Genomic DNA, 17,854 nt, shown 5'->3' on the forward strand with positions numbered 1-17,854 from the left:
TGCAATTCCTCAGGCAACGCCGTAGCGTTCGCGGTACGCCAGCACGCGGTCGCGGTGCTGGTTCAGTTCGGCCCCTGTGTGTCCCGACAGATACTGCAGCAAATCGGACAGTCTCGCAATGGCGCAGACCTGCAGGCCCAGCTCGCGCTGCACGTATTGCACGGCGCTGTGGTCCACGTCGCGAACGCCGCCGTCGGCGGTCTTCTCGGTGGCTTTCTCCTGCCGGTCCAGCGCGATGACGACCGCGTGCGCCGTGGCGCCGGCCGCCTGGATCAGGGCGATGGACTCGCGCGCGGCGGTGCCTGCGCTCATCACGTCGTCGACGATCAGCACCCGGCCCTGGAGGGGGGCGCCGACCAGGGTGCCACCTTCGCCGTGGTCCTTGGCTTCCTTGCGGTTGTAGGCGAAGGGGACGTTGCGTCCCAGGCGGGCCAGTTCGATGGCCACGGCCGCACCCAGCGGAATGCCCTTGTAGGCGGGGCCGAAGATCATGTCGAACTCGATGCCGCTGCGGATCAGGGCCTGTGCATAGAATTGCGCGAGCCGACCGAGCTTGGCTCCGTCGTCGAACAGGCCGGCGTTGAAGAAATAGGGTGACAGGCGTCCCGCTTTGGTCTTGAATTCGCCAAAGCGCAGCACGCCCGAGTCCACACAGAACTGCACAAATTCCTGCGCCAGCGAATCACCTTGTTGTGTGGTGGTTGCCGCGCCCGTATCCAACGACATGGGGACTTCCTTGTTCAAACTGACCAGCCTCAACCTCAACGGCATCCGTTCGGCCAGCAACAAAGGGCTGGAATCCTGGCTCGCCGGGCACTCGCCCGATTGTATTTGCGTGCAGGAAGTCAAGGCCCAGGCCCCGGATGTGAGTGGCCGCTTCGAAGAAATGGTAGGCCTCAAGGGCCACTTCCATTTCGCGGAAAAGAAGGGCTATTCCGGCGTCGCGGTCTACACGCGGCACGCGCCCAGCGACGTGGTGATCGGCTTCGATGGCGGCGAGTTCGACGCCGAGGGCCGCTGGGCCGAGCTGCGCTTTGACACCCCCAAGCGCAAGTTCTCGGTCATCAGCGTGTATTTCCCCAGCGGCTCGTCCGGCCCGGAGCGGCAGGAAGCCAAGTACCGCTTCCTGGACCTGATGTACCCGCACCTGATGGCGCTGAAGAAAACACGCGACTTCGTGATCTGCAGCGACGTCAACATCGCGCACCAGAACGCCGACCTGAAGAACTGGCGCAGCAACCAGAAGAACAGCGGCTTCCTGCCCGAGGAGCGTGCCTGGATGACGAAGCTGCTGAATGAGGGCGGCCTGGTCGACGTCTACCGCCGGCTGCAGCCGGACACGACCGAGACCTGCTACACGTGGTGGAGCAACCGGGGGCAGGCCTACGCGAACAACGTGGGGTGGCGGCTGGACTACCACCTGGCGACACCGGCGTTTGCCGAAACCGCCCGGTCCGAAGCGATCTACAAGGGCGAGAAGTTCAGCGACCACGCCCCGATCACGATCGAGTACGACTTCAAGCTCTGAGCGCGGCGCCTTCGCCCAGGTCGAACCGGGCCACGGCTCCGGTCAGGGCCAGCGCCTGCTGGCGCAGGCTGGCGGTCGCCGCAGCGCTTTCCTGCACCAGGGCGGCGTTCTGCTGCGTCACCTGATCCATTTCCTGGATCGAGCGGGCCACTTCGGAGATGGCTCGGCCCTGCTCGGAGCTGGTGGACGCGACATCGGACATGGCTTCCATCACCCGCAGCGTGTCGGTCACCACCTCGTCCATCGCACTGCGCGCCTGCTCGACCAGGGCCGAGCCCTGATCGACCCGGTCCACGCTGCCCGAGATCAGTCCGCGGATGTCCTTGGCGGCCTCGGCGCTGCGCTGCGCCAGGCTGCGCACCTCGGATGCCACGACGGCGAAGCCGCGCCCCTGTTCACCCGCCCGGGCGGCCTCGACCGCGGCGTTGAGGGCCAGGATGTTGGTCTGGAAGGCAATGCCGTCGATCACGCCGATGATGTCGGCGATCTGGCGCGACGAGTGCTGGATCTCGTGCATGGTGTCGACGAAGCGGCCCACGAGTTCACCGCTCTTGCGCGCGCTGTCGCTGGCCAGCCGTGCCTGCTCGGTGGCGCCGCGGGCGCCTTCGACGTTGTGGTTGGCCGACGCAGTCAGCTCTTCGGCGGCGGCCGAAGTGTGGGCCAGCGCATCGGATTGCGCCGACGTGCGGTGGGCCAGGTCGTTGCCGCCCGATTCGATCTCTGAGCAGGTGCCTTCGACCGAATGGGCGTGTTCGCGCACCTCGCTCACCACGGTGCGCAGGCTGGTCTGCATGGCGCTGGCGCTGGCCATCAGGCTGGCGGTGTCTCCGGGTTTGAGGCGGATGTGGGAGCCCAGGTTGCCGGCACCGATGCGCTGCATCAGCTTGACCGCAAAGCGTGGCTCACCCCCGATCTGCGCATAGACGGTCAGCACGATCCAGACCGCAAAGCCGGTGGCGACCAGGGTCGCCAGCGCGCCGCCGACCAGCATCACGCGCTCGATGCCCACGACCTGCCCGAGATCCTGCACGACCGACTGGCGGGCGCTCGCCAGCAGGGTTTCCCGCAGCGCCCCGATCCGGGTGGAAATCGCTTCGCTGGCCTGGTCAAACCCGGGCTGGCCCTGGCTGCCCTTCATCAGGCGGTTACCGGCGTCCAGCCCGTCGCGGATGTAGGCCTCGGCCATGGTCTTTCCGCTGTCGTAGAAGGTGACAAAGGCGTGGTCCATCGCGTCCAGGGCCGCGATGTCCTTCTGGTCGCCAGCGGCGGTCAGGATCGTGCGCACTTCCTTGCTCGCCGACTGGTAGTTTTTCAAGGCCTCTTCGGCTTCCGCGTAGGCGGCCGGATCGTGGGTGGCGGCGACGTCAGTCAGGAACTGCTGTACCTCCGAGCGTGACAGGTTCATGCGCTCCACCGCCAGCACCAGCGGCAACTCCGTCACACTGAAGTCGCGCACCCCGTGTTCCAGGCGGGCCACCAGCTGGGCGACCAGCACCATGGTGGCGAGAAACAGCGCCACCACGGTGGCGAAGCCGACCCCGAGCTGGGTTTTGAGGCTGAGGTTCTTGAGCATGTGGCCCTCTCTTTCGAGTCCACCGTTCTTCGACCCGCCCGCACCGAACTTGAGCTGTCGGCGTCTCAAATTGATACTTCTGCGCGCCCGGGGCCGGCGCTCGATAATGGATCGGACCACATCTCCGATCGCTTTTCCGTCCGTTTCCCGTCGTCAAGCCATGCTGCACTACCAGACCATTCCCGTCACCGCCTTCGCCCAGAACTGCTCGATCGTCTGGTGCGGCGAAACCCAGGACGCCGCCGTGATCGACCCGGGCGGCGACCTCGACCGCATCGAGTCCGAGGCGCAGCGGCTGGGCGTCACGCTCAAGGCGATCTGGCTCACCCACGCGCACATCGACCACGCCGGAGGCACCGCGGCCCTGGCCGAAAAACTGGCGCTGCCCATCATTGGCCCGCACCCGGGCGACCAGTTCTGGATCGACGGCCTGCCGCAGCAGAGCCAGATGTTCGGCTTCCCGCCCGCCGGCCACTTCACGCCGACCCGCTGGCTGGCCGACGGCGACACGGTGCAGATCGGGAACTGCGCGCTGAACGTGCGCCACTGCCCGGGCCACACGCCCGGCCACGTGGTGTTTCACTCGCCAGAGGCGCAGCGCGCGTTCGTGGGCGATGTGCTGTTTGCCGGCAGCATCGGCCGCACGGATTTCCCGCAGGGCAACCACGCCCAGCTGGTCGCCAGCATCAAGGAACGGCTGTGGCCGATGGGGGACGAGACGGTGTTCATCCCGGGCCATGGGCCGGAGAGCACGTTCGGCGAGGAGCGGCGGTTCAATCCGTATGTGGGGGAGCGGTGATCAGGTGGATAAACGCGAAATCCCACCCGAATAGGTGATATCCGAGATGGGGCATCCCGGGCAGAGTGCTCTGGATGCTCTTTGATGCGAAATCCCTACAAAGTTCGCTAGCGTCAGGCAAACACTCTGTTACGTATAGGCGTTTTCTCTTATCGTGTGTTTCGGCTTTGGACTTGGCTGGAGTCACGCGAATGGAACACGCAGGGGATTCATCGCCGCTTCTCGAACTCGATACCGTTGTCGTCTTTGTCGACGTGGTCGAGTCGGTTCGGCTGTTGCAGCAAGACGAGCGACAGGCCATCGCGTTGCTGCGCGCCCTGATCTCCCGGCTGCTAGAACAGGCCGTCGAGCCCTTGGGTGGCACGCTCGTTGAACGGCAAGGGGACGGACTTCTCCTGCGCTTCGAGCGCGCCCAAGACGCGGTGCGCAGCGGCCTGCGCATGCACGAGTTGGCGTGCGACCTCGCACGCGGCGCCGAACCGGGCAAGGCCATTTGCCTGCGGGTCGGGATTCATGGCGGCCGCCTGCTGTCTGATACGAACAACCTCTACGGCAACGCGCTCAACCTCGCGGCGCGGCTGTTGCAAGTGGCCAATGCCGGAGAGACCGTGGTGACCAACGCGGTGCGGGATGTGCTTACCGATGATGTGGACGCGCGCATCGACGATTTGGGTTTTTGTTTCCTCAAGCACTGGGATACGCCGGTACGCCTGTGGCGGATTTCCCCGCCGCAGGCGCAGGCGCCACACCGACCGCCCGCCGACAGCAGCGCCCCCGATGCCCGGCAATCAATTGCTGTGTTGCGTTTTGCCGGGGCCGCCTCGCTGACCCCTGGGCTGGGCGATTTTCTCAACGGAGCGCTGGTCGGCGCATTGACCAAGCAGCCGAACCTGCGGGTCACCTCACCGCTGTCGGCCACGCGGCTCCGGGAAGGTGCCGAACACGCTGGCACCAACGCCTTGCACCTGGGGGTGCGCTACGCCTTGACCGGTTCCATGCAGCAACTGGGCGGTCGGCTGGTGGTCAACCCCCAACTGATAGACACCCACTCCGACGAAGTGATCTGGGCCGATCAGGTGATGGCACCGCTGGACGACTGGATACAAGTGCGAGCCCAACCGGTGCTGCAGATCCTGGAGGCCTGCGTTCACGCCTTGAACGAGGCCTACATCCGGCAGACACAGCACCGCCCCTTGCCTCAGTTGGACAGCCACGCCTTGATGGCTGGTGCGGTGGCGCTGATGCACCGGGCCAGCGGCATTGAACTGGCGCGCAGCGAAGCGATGCTGCAGGCGGTCATCGACCGCCATCGCCGCGCAGCGGAGCCCAAAGCCTGGCTGGCCAAGTGGCATGTGCTGGCCTCGGTGCAGGGCGTTGCGCAAGACCCCGGTCAGGCCTACCGACAAGCCATCGACTGCGCCAGTCGGGCCTTGGACACGGATCCCGACCACGCCATCGCCCTGGCGATCCAAGGCCATGCGCTGTGTCACGAGGGCCGGGCCCCCGAGCGGGCGCTGCAGGTGCTGCAACATGCCACCCGCTGCAACCCCAATGAGGCCTCCGCCTGGCTGTATCTCAGCGCGTGGCACCACATGTGGGGCGAGGCCCAGGCCGCGATTGACTGCGCCCAAATGTCGCTGCAACTCTCGCCACTGGACCCGCTGCGGGCGCATCAGGAAATGATGCTGGGCAGCGCCTACATGGCCGCTGGCGAAATCGAGCGAGCGATTGACGCGTATGGCGCGTCAATCGCTCGCAATCGGGTTCATCTGCCTGCCTTGCGCGCCTTGGTGGCCGCCTATTTTGAAGCGGGTCAGGAGGCGCAGGCGCGAGCTGCCTTAAGCGAGCTATTGAAATTGCAACCCGAACTGACCATCAAAGGCTATCTGGCCGGCGGTGCCGCCAATCCGATCCGAAACCGAGTGGCCTATGCGCTCGCGCAACTCGGGGTTTCGTAAATCCGCTCTCGCAGGGCAATCCATTTTCTGTCCATCTGCCATTCTCAATGAGGAGTCACGATGTCTTACGAATTCAATTTGTTCAACTATCGCACGTTGAGTGGGGGCCACAGCGGGGGACACAGCGGTGGGCACGGAGTAGCTGGGTTGTCGCTGTTGGACGCCAATGTGACGACCCGTGCTTGTATTGTCGGGCCCTACTACGCCGATCCATTGCGTGAAGAAGTGAAAATAGGCGAGGACATCACTTCAAACACTACCTTGTTGTCGCCCCTGGGGCATTCGGGAGGCGCGCAGCCTGACCGGCGTTTGTCGGCCTGGGATACCGATCAATTGGTATCGCTGGGTCTGGGTGAAGCCTTGGAGCGACTGGTTTGCTCGAAAGAGACGTCAGAGGAGGTGGCGATCGAGGTCATTGCGTCCGACGGAACGAAAAAGCCTTTGGTGCAGCTAAAGCCGCCGCAATGGACTGACGACAAACAGGAATCTCAATTAAAAAGAGAGTTTCAATTGAGGTTGGTGATGGCCTATGCCGATCTGAGGGGGGAGAGAACCGCCGAAATTGCCTCGCAAATAGGATGGCCCCTCCACGCATGGACCGGATTGCTCGGCATGCGACCCCGACAACACGCCAACACCCTCTTGCTGCTCAACATTGGTCAGGAATTGGTGCTGCACCTCGTTCGCCGACTAAAGCACTTTTGCGCAGTTCCGCGTCCCTCGCAGTTCTCCTTTCAGATTCAACCCATGATTGATGTTCCCGCTCATGGCTCCTGGCCCGGAGGACACGCCAGCGAGGCCTTCATGTCGGCCGCGCTATTGAGGGCTGTCATTACCGGGGCCTTTATTAAAGAGCCAAGCTCTTCAGAAAAGCGGCGCCTGAGTGACGCGTCAGAGCAGCACTTGGGAGAACAACTCAACCGACTGGCAGCCCGGATTGCCACCAACCGCGTGATCGCCGGCCTGCATTTCCCCATTGACACCTTGGCCGGGCGGGTGGCCGGAACCACGCTGGCCGAGTACCTGGTGGCTCGCTGCCAAGGCCAATCCATCCAGCAGTGGCGCTATTTCGATAGCGCGGACTACATGACCCAAGATTTTCATTCGAATCTCTCCATTCAACCCAGAAAAGAATATAACGACAACACCGCCGTTGACATTAGGTTTGAAGAACCCTGTGAGGTCTTGGAGCACATTTGGAACGAAGCGATCAAGGAATGGCAATGAACACCGTCATCGATTGGGAAAATGGGAATTCCTACGAAGCGGCCGACCCCTATCTGGCTTGGGCGGAATTGACCCAGTACCAACATTTTCGGCTGCGGTCCTCGGAGGTTCGCCGGTGGATGGTGCTCATCCATTTGAAAGTTAGCGGCCGCGATGCACCGATAGAGGCGTTGATCAAAAATTCCGGCGACGAGTGGTTGCAGGTTTCTCCGATCTATCGCCGTGCGGATATTGCAGCGAAGCGGTTCGCATTTTGTACCGCGCGTGTCGGCAAGGAATTCTTTGCCGCGGTGGCTTCCGGCTCGCTCAAAGACCTTGTGTTGGCTTATCGACTGTGTTTGCCCGTTGAGTATCCTGTGGACCCTCTGAAAGCAACAGGCGACCCGACCGACAGCCCTGCCGACGGCGATGGAAAGACGATTTTAGCTTTGATTGACGGTGGATTGGCCCTGGGCCACCGCGCGTTCCTCGATGCGAACGGTGAGAGTCGAATTCGCCATTTCTGGCGGCAAGACGACTATTCGGGCAGCCGGTATTTGAATGATGCGCGACGAACGAGCGACCCATTGCACAGCACCGATCCTTGGCAACCGGGCATGATGGGCTATGGCGCCGAGTTGGATCGCTTCGCGTTGAACAAGGCGCTGGCAGCGCACCGGCTTCGCGGATCGCTCGATGAGTCGGCGCTGTACCAGGATTTGGGGCTTTGGGAGCTGGACCGCCTGGCGCATCACGGCACCCATGTTTTCAGCCTCGCTGCAGGCCCCTTTCGCTATCCCGAGCAGTTTTGCGGGAACGATCAATCCATCAATTGGGAAGCGAAGGAGGAGGTGGCCTCGACTTGCGATCTGATGGCGGTTCAACTCGCGTGGGCCAACGTGTTGGACACGTCGGGACGCAGTGCCGACGCGAACATTCTCGATGCCTTGATGTATCTGTTGGCGCGCTGTCCTGAGAAGTCCCGCCTGATTGTCAACACGAGTTGGGGCGCCCACGCCGGACCCCACGATGGGTCGTCGATTCTTGAGCAGGCGATGCTGGCTTGGTGCGACTTGCGTGCCCCCGGTCAGCTGCAGATCGTGCTTTCAGCGGGCAACCATTACCAGTCGCGCGGCCACGCCAACGCCCAGATTGACGCGGGCGGCGTTCGGGCCCTGCCGTGGCGGGTTCCCCCGGAGAGTTACACCCCCCATTTTCTGGAGTTGTGGTTCGAGCCCGACCAGATGGGCTCGGTGGAAATTTCCCTGGAGTCGCCCGATTCGACGCAAGCAAGCTTGAGCGTGTCCGAAAGACAGCCCTTCGCCATGGGCTCCGGCGGAGCCACGCTGGTCTTGGTCAACCGCGCTTATCTCGGTCGGGGCACCGTGGCCTTGCTCGCGCTGAACCCGACGGCCGGGAACGGTGGCGCCATCTTGGCGGCAGCCGGGCTTTGGACGGTGCGGATCGAGAATGTGGGCGGCCAGCCCTTGAAGGTCGACGCCTATATCGAGCGCAACGATGTGGCCTTGGGGCTGTTCACAGGCGCGAGGCAGTCGCACTTTGAAGATGAGCTCTACAACGATCAGGAAGGCGTCGACGTGCCTTCCAAGTTCAAACCGCCGACCAGCTATTCGGACAACCGCAGCGTCATCCGGCGCACGGGCGCATTCAGCAGCCTGGCCACCGGCAGCAACAGCAGCAAGTACAGCAGCCACCGCCAGGTGTTCAGCGTCGGCGCCTGCGTGGCGCTGGCGGGCGGCCAGGAATGGCCGGCGCCCTACAGTCCGCGCCTGCATGACACCAGCGATCGCCCGAGACGGCCTGAAGTGAAGCAAAGCCCCGATTGCATGGCACCGGGCGACGAACGGGTGGAGCTCTGGGGCGTGCGCGGTGCGGCAAGCCGCAGCGGGGCCGTGGTCCGCCTGGGCGGGACCAGCGTCAGCGTGGCGCAGGTCGTTCGCACCTTGGCAAACGGGGGCGATCCGAAGCCCCCGCTGGCCCCAGGGGAAATCGTCCAGTGACCTCCACCTCCACCTCTGCCCGCGTCACGCTGCGCCGGCTCTGCCGCTTGGGGCTGCCCGGCCCGGTGGTGTTGCCGTCGCTGCTGCCGGCGTTGCGGCAGGTGGTGAATGCCGATCACGCGGGCTTCTTTTTCTGCGATGAGCGCGGCAGCATTGACAACCTGTATGCCGAGCGCCTGCTGGCGCCCGAGGTACAGGCGAAGTACCACGATCAACACAACGACGTCCACTTCCGTCGCCACTACCTGTCGCGCGTGCAGGCAGTACGCCCCGTCAGTCGTCGCAGCGTCACGCCGGAAGAGCGGGAACAAGACTATTACCGTGACGTGCTCCAGCCTCTGGGCGCTGAACATTTCCTGTACGCCATCGTTCGCTCTGGATCGCGGGTCATCGGGCAGCTCAGTCTGTACCGTGGTGCGCAGGGCCCGGCGTTCTCTGTCCGTGACGAAGAACAACTCCAGGAGGTGTTGCATTACCTCGGTGAGGCGCTGGGTGTGCCCAGCCCTCCTCCGGCGAAGGGTGCCCTTGATCAAACGGTCGAAGAGGGCTTGGCCGTGTTTGATGCTGACGGACAGGTGGTGTTTGCGGACGAAGCGTGGGGGCGCCTGATTCGCCTGGCGGAAGGCAACCCGATCACGCCGGCGACCGCGCAACACGAGGCCCGATCGTTGCCACGTTTTATCGCTGCTGTGCTGGAGGCCATCGATGCATCGCCACAAGCGCTTCACCGCACCGACACCGCCTGGGGAAGTTTTGCGTTTCGACGGCACCAGCTGCGGAGCACAGAAGGGCTCAGAGCCCGAGGACTCATCGTGTCCAGGCTCTCGGCAGAGCCGCTTCGCCTCACCGAAGGCGCCGCCAATCTGGGCTTGTCGCCGCGGCAGAGCGACGTGGCGGTCATGCTCGCCCGCGGCATGACCAACCAGCAGATCGCACGCGAACTCTGCGTATCCGGGAACACCGCCGATTCCCACGTCAAAGCGGTCTTTCATCGCATCGGCGTTGCGGACCGACGTGATGTGGCACAGCGCCTGATCCAAGCCTGCAAGCGCTGACCGCGCCTGGTGAGCGCAACGCGATTTCGCTCTCACCTCCCACCTGAACAGGTGAGGAAATCCCCCTCGATAGCTGAGAACCTGAAGGCCTTCCAAGTCTGAGGTTTGCGCGCCGTTTGCGGCAGACCTCGTTCAACGTATCGAGGTGAATCATGAAGCGCTTGTTGTTGGTCTTTGCGGGGTTGATGGTGGGCGTGGCCCACGCCCAATCCGTCAACTGGCCTGCCGCCTGGGCAGGCTGTGCGGCTGACGCGCGTGCCTACGACGCGCAATCGGCGTCTGAAGGCTTGGGCGGAAAGCTCACGTCCCGGAAAGTCCAGATCAACTTTGAAGAAGGTGCCGGATCGCCGCCGACCGTCGCGGGGTTGCAGGACAACATCCAGGAAGCCCGGAAGGTCCTGGCCAACCCCAAAGACTGGACCTTGCTGATCCAGATTGGCTCCCGGATGGGGCTCTGTGGCTCGTTGGCGGCGCTCAACCAACTGCAGGGTGGTTCTACCCGTTCGGCAGCCAGCAGCGCAACAGCGCGCGCCGCTGTGCGGGACAGGCCCGATTTGGCGGCAAACCATTGTGTGAGTCTCTCCGAACTTCAGTTGCGCAACACCTGCAACCAGCGTGTGGCGATGAACTGGTGTGCAGACAGCGACGGAGCCAACGCATGCAGCAATCGCAACTTGGCGGGTACGCAGTTGGCTCCTGGGGATTCGATCTCCGTTCCTTCAGGAAGGATTTACTGGTTTGCTTGTGCACTTCCCGCTCGACCGTTCGAAGTTGAATACCTCTCGGGTCGTGGGTTGAGGGCGGGTTGTACAGACTAGCTTGGTGAAATTTCGATCTCTGCTGCATGTGGTGTGTGTGCCGCACCGTATAGGTCGAGATCAGATTGGTTTTCTAGAGGAGGAAAAGTCATGAACTTGGGATCAAGATCGAAGACGAGCCATCGGGGGGGTAGCCCCTTGATGGCCTTGGGATTGGCTGTGGGTGCTGCGGTGTGCGCGATGCCTGCCCCATCGCAGGCGCAAGACCTGAACGAGACACTGCGCCAAAAAAACTGCTTCACGTGCCACGCCTGGGACAAGAAGCTTGTGGGCCCAGCCTACAACTGGGTGCGCACGCGCTACACCGCCAATGACGTTCCTGCTTTGGCGGCCAAGGTGCTGAACGGAGGCCGCGGCGTCTGGGGACCTATCCCGATGCCAGCAAATAGCCAGGTTAATGAATCTGAGGCGCGATTCCTTGTTGCGGGAATCTTGGGGGTGGGAGCTGGACCGACTTTGCCCAGTGGCGCAACCTATCCATCTCCTTCGACCACATCTCCAGGAACCGGCAGTGTTACTCGTTCGTTGGGTGGTGGGTCCTGATTGGGGTCACACATCCCTGCATGTGCCAGCGTGACAAGTCGTTCGCGTCGAGCTGCAGCACGCAATCCAACCATTGCGCCCCACACCGCCCGCTGCGTTTCAGCGAGGTGATGTGGGGCGTTCTTGTTCGCAAACGGATTCACGCGAATCGACTTGACCTCGACCCGCAATGGATGGGGGCATGCAAGCGCTGAATGCCCCGTATGTAGTACTCAGCGAGTCAGCTTGCATCTCCCACCTGAACAGGTGAAGAAATTCCCCTCGAAAGCTGAGAACCTGAAGGCCTTCCAAGCCTGAGGTTTGTTCGGCTTAGCCAGCAGACCTCGTTCAACGAATCGAGGTGAATCATGAAGCGATTGCTGTTGGTCTTTGCGGGGTTGATGGTGGGCATGGCCCACGCCCAATCCTTCGACTGGAACCGGGCTTGGTCGGGGTGTTCAGCCGAAGCCAGTGCCTTCGACGCCGAGTCTCGCCGCCAGAGCACGCCGGAGCACACCGCCCGCAAAGTCATGCGATACGTCGAGGAGGTCACGGGAACTCCTCCCACTGCTGCGAAGCTGCGCGCCAAGATGGACGAAGACCGGGGCGTTCTGCGCGACTCGAAGAAGTGGGCCGATCTGATCCAGCTGTCTTCCAAGCTGGCGCTGTGTGGAACCACCGCCGCCCTCAACCAGTTGCAGGGCGGATCGACCCAGGCTGCTGCTGCGCCCAGCAACCCCGTGGCCCAGCGCGAACCGCAAGTCGAAAACGACCGTTGTGTGATCGTCAACCCATCCACCTCATCGCTGGTCAGCAAATGCTCGACCAGGGTCAGTGTGGGCTGGTGCTTTGTACCCAACGACCCGAGCGCGTCCACATCGATCCACTGCGATGAGCAGAAATTCGGCCAGGCGGAGCTGGATCCAGGAGAACGGATCGCCCTGCAAGAGAACGCGTTGATCGCCTGGACCACGTGCAAGTCACCCAAGCGGGTGGCGGACCTTCAGTACGTCAAGGGCGTCGGTCTCAACGGCAAGTGCCGGCGGTGAGTGCTGCCGATCTTTCAACCGATTGAGCTGCATCGCTCACACCTGAGTCTTTCCCATCAGCAGGAGTTGTCATGAACTATTTTCACGATCCCCGTGTCATGCAGGACCAATACGTGACCGCCTCGATCCTCGCGATTGGCGATTCCTGGTTCTGGTACCCGGCGTTTGGCGGGAGCCTGGTCAACCATCTGGGTCCGATGGTCGCACCCAAGAGCCACAACATCCTGGCGATCGGCAACAACGGTGCCGAGGTGGCCGATTTCACGGTAGGGCGCTACAAGAACCACGTCCGGCAAGCGATCCGGCTATACGGTGACGCCTTGTCGGCCGTGTTCGTCAGCGGCGGTGGCAACGACTTCGCGGGCTACGGTGATTTGAGGCCACTGCTCAACCTGGACTGCAGCGCGGCAACGACCCCGGAGCAGTGCTTTTGGACCGGCACGTCGGGGCTGGCCGACTTCATGTCGTCCATCAACAACCACTACCGAAACTTGATCGGACAGATCTGGACGCGGACGGGCCCGGATTGCCACATCGTTGTCCACACCTACGACTACGCGATTCCGAGCGGGATCGGCTTCGGCGGTTCTAGCCACGCATGGCTCAAGTCGGCGCTGGACGCGGCCAAGGTGCCGCCCGCACTGCAGGCGGAGTGCATGCGCCACATGGTCGATGAGTTCTATCGGCAGCTCAAGAGCATCGAGGCGACCGATCCGGGACACATCCATGTGGTCGATAGCCGTGGGGTGCTCAAACCACACCTCTGGGCCAATGAGCTGCATCCCACCAGCAAGGGCTTCGAGATCGTCGCGGAGATGTCCTGGCGACCTGTGCTGGAGACGGCGGGTCTGGCCTGACCGCTGGCCTGCTCAGTGTCTGGAATTTGCATTGGCGATTACCAACATTCTTTCCCTCAAGGAGTTGCACCATGAAGCGTTTGATCATCTGTCTTTTGCTTGTCTTTGCGGGACTGGCTCAAGCCCAATCCGTCAACTGGCCTGCCGCCTGGGCCGGATGTGCCGCCGACGCGCGCGCCTACGACGCTCAGTCTGAGTCCGAAGGGTTGGGAGGGAAGCTCACCTCCCGAAAGGTCCAGATCAACTTTGAGGAAGGCGCCGGATCGCCGCCGACTGTCGCGGGCTTGCAGGACAACATCCAGGAGGCGAGGAAGGTGTTGGCCAACCCCAAAGATTGGACTTTGTTGATCCAGATTGGCTCAAGGATGGGGCTGTGCGGCTCGTTGGCAGCGCTCAAACAGTTGGAAACCGGGTCGAAGGCGAGTTCAACACTGCCTGGCAATGTCGTCACCCAACGCAAACCTGAGCCGCGAGATGACAACGCCAACTGCGTCTTTGTCAGTCCCGTGAGATCGACGCTATACAGCGAGTGCTCCAAACGCGTGAGTCTGGGCTGGTGCTTCATTCCCAACGACCGGTCGGAGGCCACCAACATCCTTTGTGAGGAGCAACGTTTCGGGCAGCAGGAACTGGACCCCGGCGGAGAAATTTCGCTGCAAAAGAATGCAGTGGTGGCTTGGACGTACTGCAAGGCGCCCACGCGGTTGACCGATTTGCGGTACTTCCCCGACAGACGTCTTGTTGATGGTAAGTGCCGGCGTTGACTCTATCTCCCGGAAGTCGCTCATGAACACCTCCGACCAACCGGCCGAAGTGAATTCCGGCGCACGCCAGCTTCTCGTCTTCTGCGACGGTACCAACAACACTCTCAATGGGGGCGTGGGCGATACCAATGTTCTCAAGCTTGCTCAGGGCTTGAGGACCCACAACGCCAACGATGTGGGCCAGCTCGTGTGGTACGACCCCGGCGTGGGCGCTGCGGTCAATCTGCCGGAGGCGACGCTGTGGAGCCAGTTCAAGGGTTATCTGGCGCGTCTTTGGGGTTTGGCGTTTGGCGATGGCGTGTTTGAAAACATGGTGCAAGCCATCACCTTCCTGGCCCGGAACTACCAAGCCGATGATCAGATTTATCTCTTTGGCTTCTCGCGTGGGGCTTTTACCGCGCGCGCTGTGGCCGGGGTGATCAACCAGTATGGGCTACCGCAACCGGACCAGTTGCACTTGCTGCCTATCCTGATTGAGCGGTACTTTTCTTCCGGTAACGCTGGAATGCGAAGGGACCACACCACATTGGTACAGGCGCGAACTATGACAGGAGCTCGCCGCCTTTTCATTCATTTCGTGGGGGTCTGGGACACGGTGGACGAAGTCGGTCTGCCCATTCCGCTGTTTTCACGTCGCATCCGCAACGGCAACGGCCTTGCCGACAAGTGCTTCTTGCATGTTCGCCACGTGCTGGCACTTGATGAACACCGCCGCCAGTTTCGGCCTCGCCTGTATCAGTGCGACGTTGGCAGTCACACCGCGCGGGTGGATGGACACAAGTGCGAGGGCACTCACAAGCAGGTAGCGCTCCCTGGCTGCCACAGCGACATCGGCGGCGGATACCAGGAGTCCGGACTGAGCGACCTCTCGCTGGCCTGGATGGTGGAAGAGGCCAGGGCTTGCGGGTTGCGCCTGGGAAGCTATCGGCCTCCAAGCGGTGCGACCCCGGCAGACATACGGGTGCACTCCGAATTGCAGACCGGCGTGCTCTGGGCTCTGCTCGGTCAATGCGCGCGGCGTGAGGGCGGATCACTGTCGCCCTTGTTGCCTCCCTCGGGCTGGAGCGGGCAGGTCCCAGTGGGCGAGAAGCCGTTGCCTTCGGTCTGGCAACGAGGCCGAATTGCGCGCATCCTGATTTGGATGCTCGCCTTGGGAGTGACGCTCCTGGCCTGGCAAGGCCTCGGTGAGATTCCAGGAGGCTCCTCAATACCACAGTGGCAGCTCCTCGTAGGGTTTGGGCATGGTGGAGAGTTGCCCGCGGAGCCCCTTCATGTGATCAGGCATCTGCTGGTTGACATGGGTTTCATATCCGGTCTCGCGCTTTGTCTCTGCCTGGCCGGCAGCGCGGGTTTCGCGCGGCTCGCAGGACAGAGGCGCGCTGGCGAATTGGTGCCTCGGTGGCTCACCTTCTTGGGCATGGCATTGCCGGTCTACCTCGTCGCCGACCTTTCTGAAAACCTGTTGACGGCGCTGTACATGTGGGAAGCGCCTGGCACGGGCTTCTGGATCTGCCTGACCGCCCTCTGCCTGTCGGTTGCGGCGTGGATCAAATGCCTGGCCTTCTTGGGGGCGGCAGCCCTCGGGCTGTTCGGCTTGTGGGCTGAAGGCTCCGCATGGGTGCGGAGGAGAACGTGAACCTTCGACCCAAACGCATCTTGCGCGAAACGGACCGCGGCGCTTTTGCTGCAGGGTTGTCGGTCTGAACGCGCGGGTCAATGTGAAAACCCAGAACCTCAAGGAGTGATGACATGACGTTTCCCTTACCCAATGCCGACGAAAGTCTGGTGACAACCGATGGACTTTTCATGGGCAGTTTCCACAAGACCTTGCCGCACAACGAGTTCGGCGAGGTCGAAGCTGCCGCCTATCGAAAGTTTGAGCGCACATGCATGGCGGTCGAAGCGGGCGCGCCGGGCAATTTCGAAGAGGTGCCGTCGGGCCCATTGACAGCACCTTTCCCTGCACAGAGTGAGAAGCTCGTTCAGACGCAAGTTCAGAGTGCGTTCGCGAACTGTGTGGACAAGTTGATGGTCAGGTCCGCAGCCAAGTTCACCAGCCCGATGGCGGGTGCTTCCACCGAGACGCACGGGTTAGACCCGAAAGCGCAGAACATGCCACCCGCGCCGAGCTGTCTGTCCGTCAGTGCCGCCGCAGAGATGGTGGAGCTTTATTGGATGGCGCTGCTGCGTGATGCGCCGCTGCTGGCATTTCAGAGCGACCCGACCCAGCCCGCCAAGGCACCCCAGTCGGGTTGCCAGGCGGCCTCCTTGTCCGATCACGATAGTGAACTTGGCTACCAGTTGGACAAGCGCGTCCGGACGGCCTGCAAAGCGGTGAACGACGTGTTTGATTGCGCGGTGCGCCTCGACACCGATCCTGGCCGCCTGCGGGCACCGCTAGATCTTCAGGAGGGGATGGGTGGGGCCGCCATCGATGTGCAAACCCTGTTTCGCTCCGGTCTGATGGGGGAGAACCTAGGTCCGCTCGTGAGCCAGTTCTTTCTGCGACCGATCCGGTATGGCGCGCAGACGATTGACCAGAGGATCGTTCCTTACCAGGCGCGTCGCGACTTTCTGACAATGCACAGCGACTGGCTATTGGCTCAAAACACCGGACTGGACAAGTACGGCCGTGACTACGGCAACTGCAACCACTACGCGGATCAGCTCAGGTGTGCCGACAGCCCGTACTACCCGACGGACAACGGAGAGCCCGACGGCAGGGTGATCACGCGCTACATCTCCACCGTGCGCGACCTTGCCCGGTTTGTGAACCGCGATGCGCTGCACCAGGCCTATTTCAATGCGGCGCTATTTTTGGACGGTCTGAACGGAGCGCTGCCTGCTTCCCATTCCATTCTGGATGCTGGCAACCCCTATCGGGGCAAACGCTATTCGCGGGAAGGGGGCTTCGCGACACTGGGTGGCCCAGACCTTCTGACCCTGGTTTCGGAAGTGGCCAGCCGCGCCCTCAAGGTCGTCTGGCGTCAGAAATGGCTGGTGCATCGCAGGGGGCGCCCGGAGGCCTATGGCGGTCTGCTGCAGATGCAACACAACGGGTACGGTGGTTGCCTGCGTGACTACGGCTTGCCTCATGTGGTGCATGGAGCCCCACAGTTCGGCAAAGCACTCAAGACAACGTGGGCCGAAGTGATGGCCCACAACAAGTTGCTGAATGGTGGGGAAGCCACCTTGTTCCTGCCCATGGCGTTTTCAGCAGGTTCGCCGAGCCACCCGGCCTATGGGGCGGGACATGCCACTGTCGCGGGCGCTTGCGTCACCGTGCTCAAAGCCTGGTTCGATGAGGACGCGAAGCTGGCAGACCTTTTTGGTCTGGCCAGTGAGGACCTCAAGGATCCGCCAATGGATCAGTGGATGTTGTTGCAGCCAGGGTATCGCAGCAAAGGCGGTGGTCTGGAGGCCTTTTGTGAGCCGGCGGAATACCAAGGCAAGGATGCCGGTCAAATGACCATCGGTGGTGAGCTCAACAAGATCGCCAGCAATGTCGCCATGGGGCGAAGCATGGGTGGTGTGCATTGGCGGAGTGACAACACCCGCAGTCTGCGGCTGGGTGAGCAGGTCGCTATCGAGATTCTGCGCAAGCGGACTTTGGAGTATGCGGAGCGCCCGGTGTCCTTTACCTTCCGTTCTTTCGACCGGCAGGTGGTCCGTATTTCCCAGGGCCAGGTCCAGATCGAATGAAC

At 62.4% G+C, this 17,854-nt stretch carries 14 protein-coding genes; 12 read left to right on the plus strand and 2 right to left on the minus strand.

Going from position 1 to position 17,854, the window contains the following annotated elements; all coding sequences use genetic code 11:
• Positions 1–9: 9 nt before the first annotated feature.
• Positions 10–726 carry an orotate phosphoribosyltransferase gene (gene pyrE, locus ACS5NL_RS14655; protein ID WP_439354616.1) on the minus strand — a complete coding sequence of 239 codons (717 nt, stop codon included), beginning with the start codon at positions 724–726 and terminating at the stop codon, positions 10–12.
• Between pyrE and ACS5NL_RS14660 the strand changes: the two genes are divergently transcribed.
• Positions 725–1,528, plus strand: coding sequence for an exodeoxyribonuclease III (locus ACS5NL_RS14660; RefSeq protein ID WP_439354618.1), 804 nt, complete (start codon positions 725–727; stop codon positions 1,526–1,528). The genes pyrE and ACS5NL_RS14660 overlap by 2 nt on opposite strands.
• On the opposite strand, the gene ACS5NL_RS14665 is transcribed toward ACS5NL_RS14660, so the two are convergent.
• Positions 1,518–3,101 (minus strand): methyl-accepting chemotaxis protein, encoded by a 1,584-nt coding sequence (locus ACS5NL_RS14665; RefSeq protein WP_439354620.1) that lies wholly within the window; start codon positions 3,099–3,101, stop codon positions 1,518–1,520. The two genes, ACS5NL_RS14660 and ACS5NL_RS14665, sit on opposite strands and share 11 nt — an antisense overlap.
• Positions 3,102–3,261: 160 nt before the next feature.
• On the opposite strand from ACS5NL_RS14665, the gene ACS5NL_RS14670 reads away from it, so the two are divergent.
• From ACS5NL_RS14670 to ACS5NL_RS14720, 11 genes are all read left to right on the plus strand, one after another.
• Positions 3,262–3,900: an MBL fold metallo-hydrolase gene (locus tag ACS5NL_RS14670; RefSeq protein WP_439354622.1), complete on the plus strand. Its 639-nt coding sequence runs from the start codon at positions 3,262–3,264 to the stop codon at positions 3,898–3,900.
• Between the two features lie 191 nt (positions 3,901–4,091).
• Positions 4,092–5,858 carry an adenylate/guanylate cyclase domain-containing protein gene (locus ACS5NL_RS14675; RefSeq protein ID WP_439354624.1) on the plus strand — a complete coding sequence of 589 codons (1,767 nt, stop codon included), beginning with the start codon at positions 4,092–4,094 and terminating at the stop codon, positions 5,856–5,858.
• A gap of 60 nt (positions 5,859–5,918) precedes the next feature.
• A complete protein-coding gene (locus tag ACS5NL_RS14680; protein WP_439354626.1) occupies positions 5,919–7,085 on the plus strand; it encodes a phosphatase PAP2 family protein in 1,167 nt (388 codons plus the stop codon).
• Positions 7,082–9,085, plus strand: a complete 2,004-nt coding sequence (locus tag ACS5NL_RS14685; RefSeq protein WP_439354628.1) for a S8/S53 family peptidase — start codon at positions 7,082–7,084, stop codon at positions 9,083–9,085. The genes ACS5NL_RS14680 and ACS5NL_RS14685 overlap by 4 nt, the downstream gene beginning before the upstream one ends.
• Entirely contained in the window at positions 9,082–10,140 is a 1,059-nt protein-coding gene (locus tag ACS5NL_RS14690) for a helix-turn-helix transcriptional regulator (protein WP_439354630.1), read from the plus strand. The genes ACS5NL_RS14685 and ACS5NL_RS14690 overlap by 4 nt, the downstream gene beginning before the upstream one ends.
• A gap of 152 nt (positions 10,141–10,292) precedes the next feature.
• Positions 10,293–10,958, plus strand: a complete 666-nt coding sequence (locus ACS5NL_RS14695) for a hypothetical protein (RefSeq protein WP_439354632.1) — start codon at positions 10,293–10,295, stop codon at positions 10,956–10,958.
• A gap of 890 nt (positions 10,959–11,848) precedes the next feature.
• Positions 11,849–12,529 carry a hypothetical protein gene (locus ACS5NL_RS14700; protein ID WP_439354634.1) on the plus strand — a complete coding sequence of 227 codons (681 nt, stop codon included), beginning with the start codon at positions 11,849–11,851 and terminating at the stop codon, positions 12,527–12,529.
• 71 nt (positions 12,530–12,600) lie between these two features.
• Positions 12,601–13,386 carry an SGNH/GDSL hydrolase family protein gene (locus ACS5NL_RS14705; protein WP_439354636.1) on the plus strand — a complete coding sequence of 262 codons (786 nt, stop codon included), beginning with the start codon at positions 12,601–12,603 and terminating at the stop codon, positions 13,384–13,386.
• Positions 13,387–13,457: 71 nt separating this feature from the next.
• Positions 13,458–14,150, plus strand: coding sequence for a hypothetical protein (locus tag ACS5NL_RS14710; protein WP_439354638.1), 693 nt, complete (start codon positions 13,458–13,460; stop codon positions 14,148–14,150).
• A 22-nt stretch (positions 14,151–14,172) separates the two neighbouring features.
• Positions 14,173–15,786: a T6SS phospholipase effector Tle1-like catalytic domain-containing protein gene (locus ACS5NL_RS14715; protein ID WP_439354640.1), complete on the plus strand. Its 1,614-nt coding sequence runs from the start codon at positions 14,173–14,175 to the stop codon at positions 15,784–15,786.
• A gap of 113 nt (positions 15,787–15,899) precedes the next feature.
• Entirely contained in the window at positions 15,900–17,852 is a 1,953-nt protein-coding gene (locus tag ACS5NL_RS14720; RefSeq protein WP_439354642.1) for a vanadium-dependent haloperoxidase, read from the plus strand.
• The last annotated feature ends 2 nt before the right edge of the window (positions 17,853–17,854 follow it).

Source organism: Hydrogenophaga sedimenti, from assembly GCF_051857515.1.
Classification (GTDB): Bacteria; Pseudomonadota; Gammaproteobacteria; order Burkholderiales; family Burkholderiaceae_C; genus Hydrogenophaga.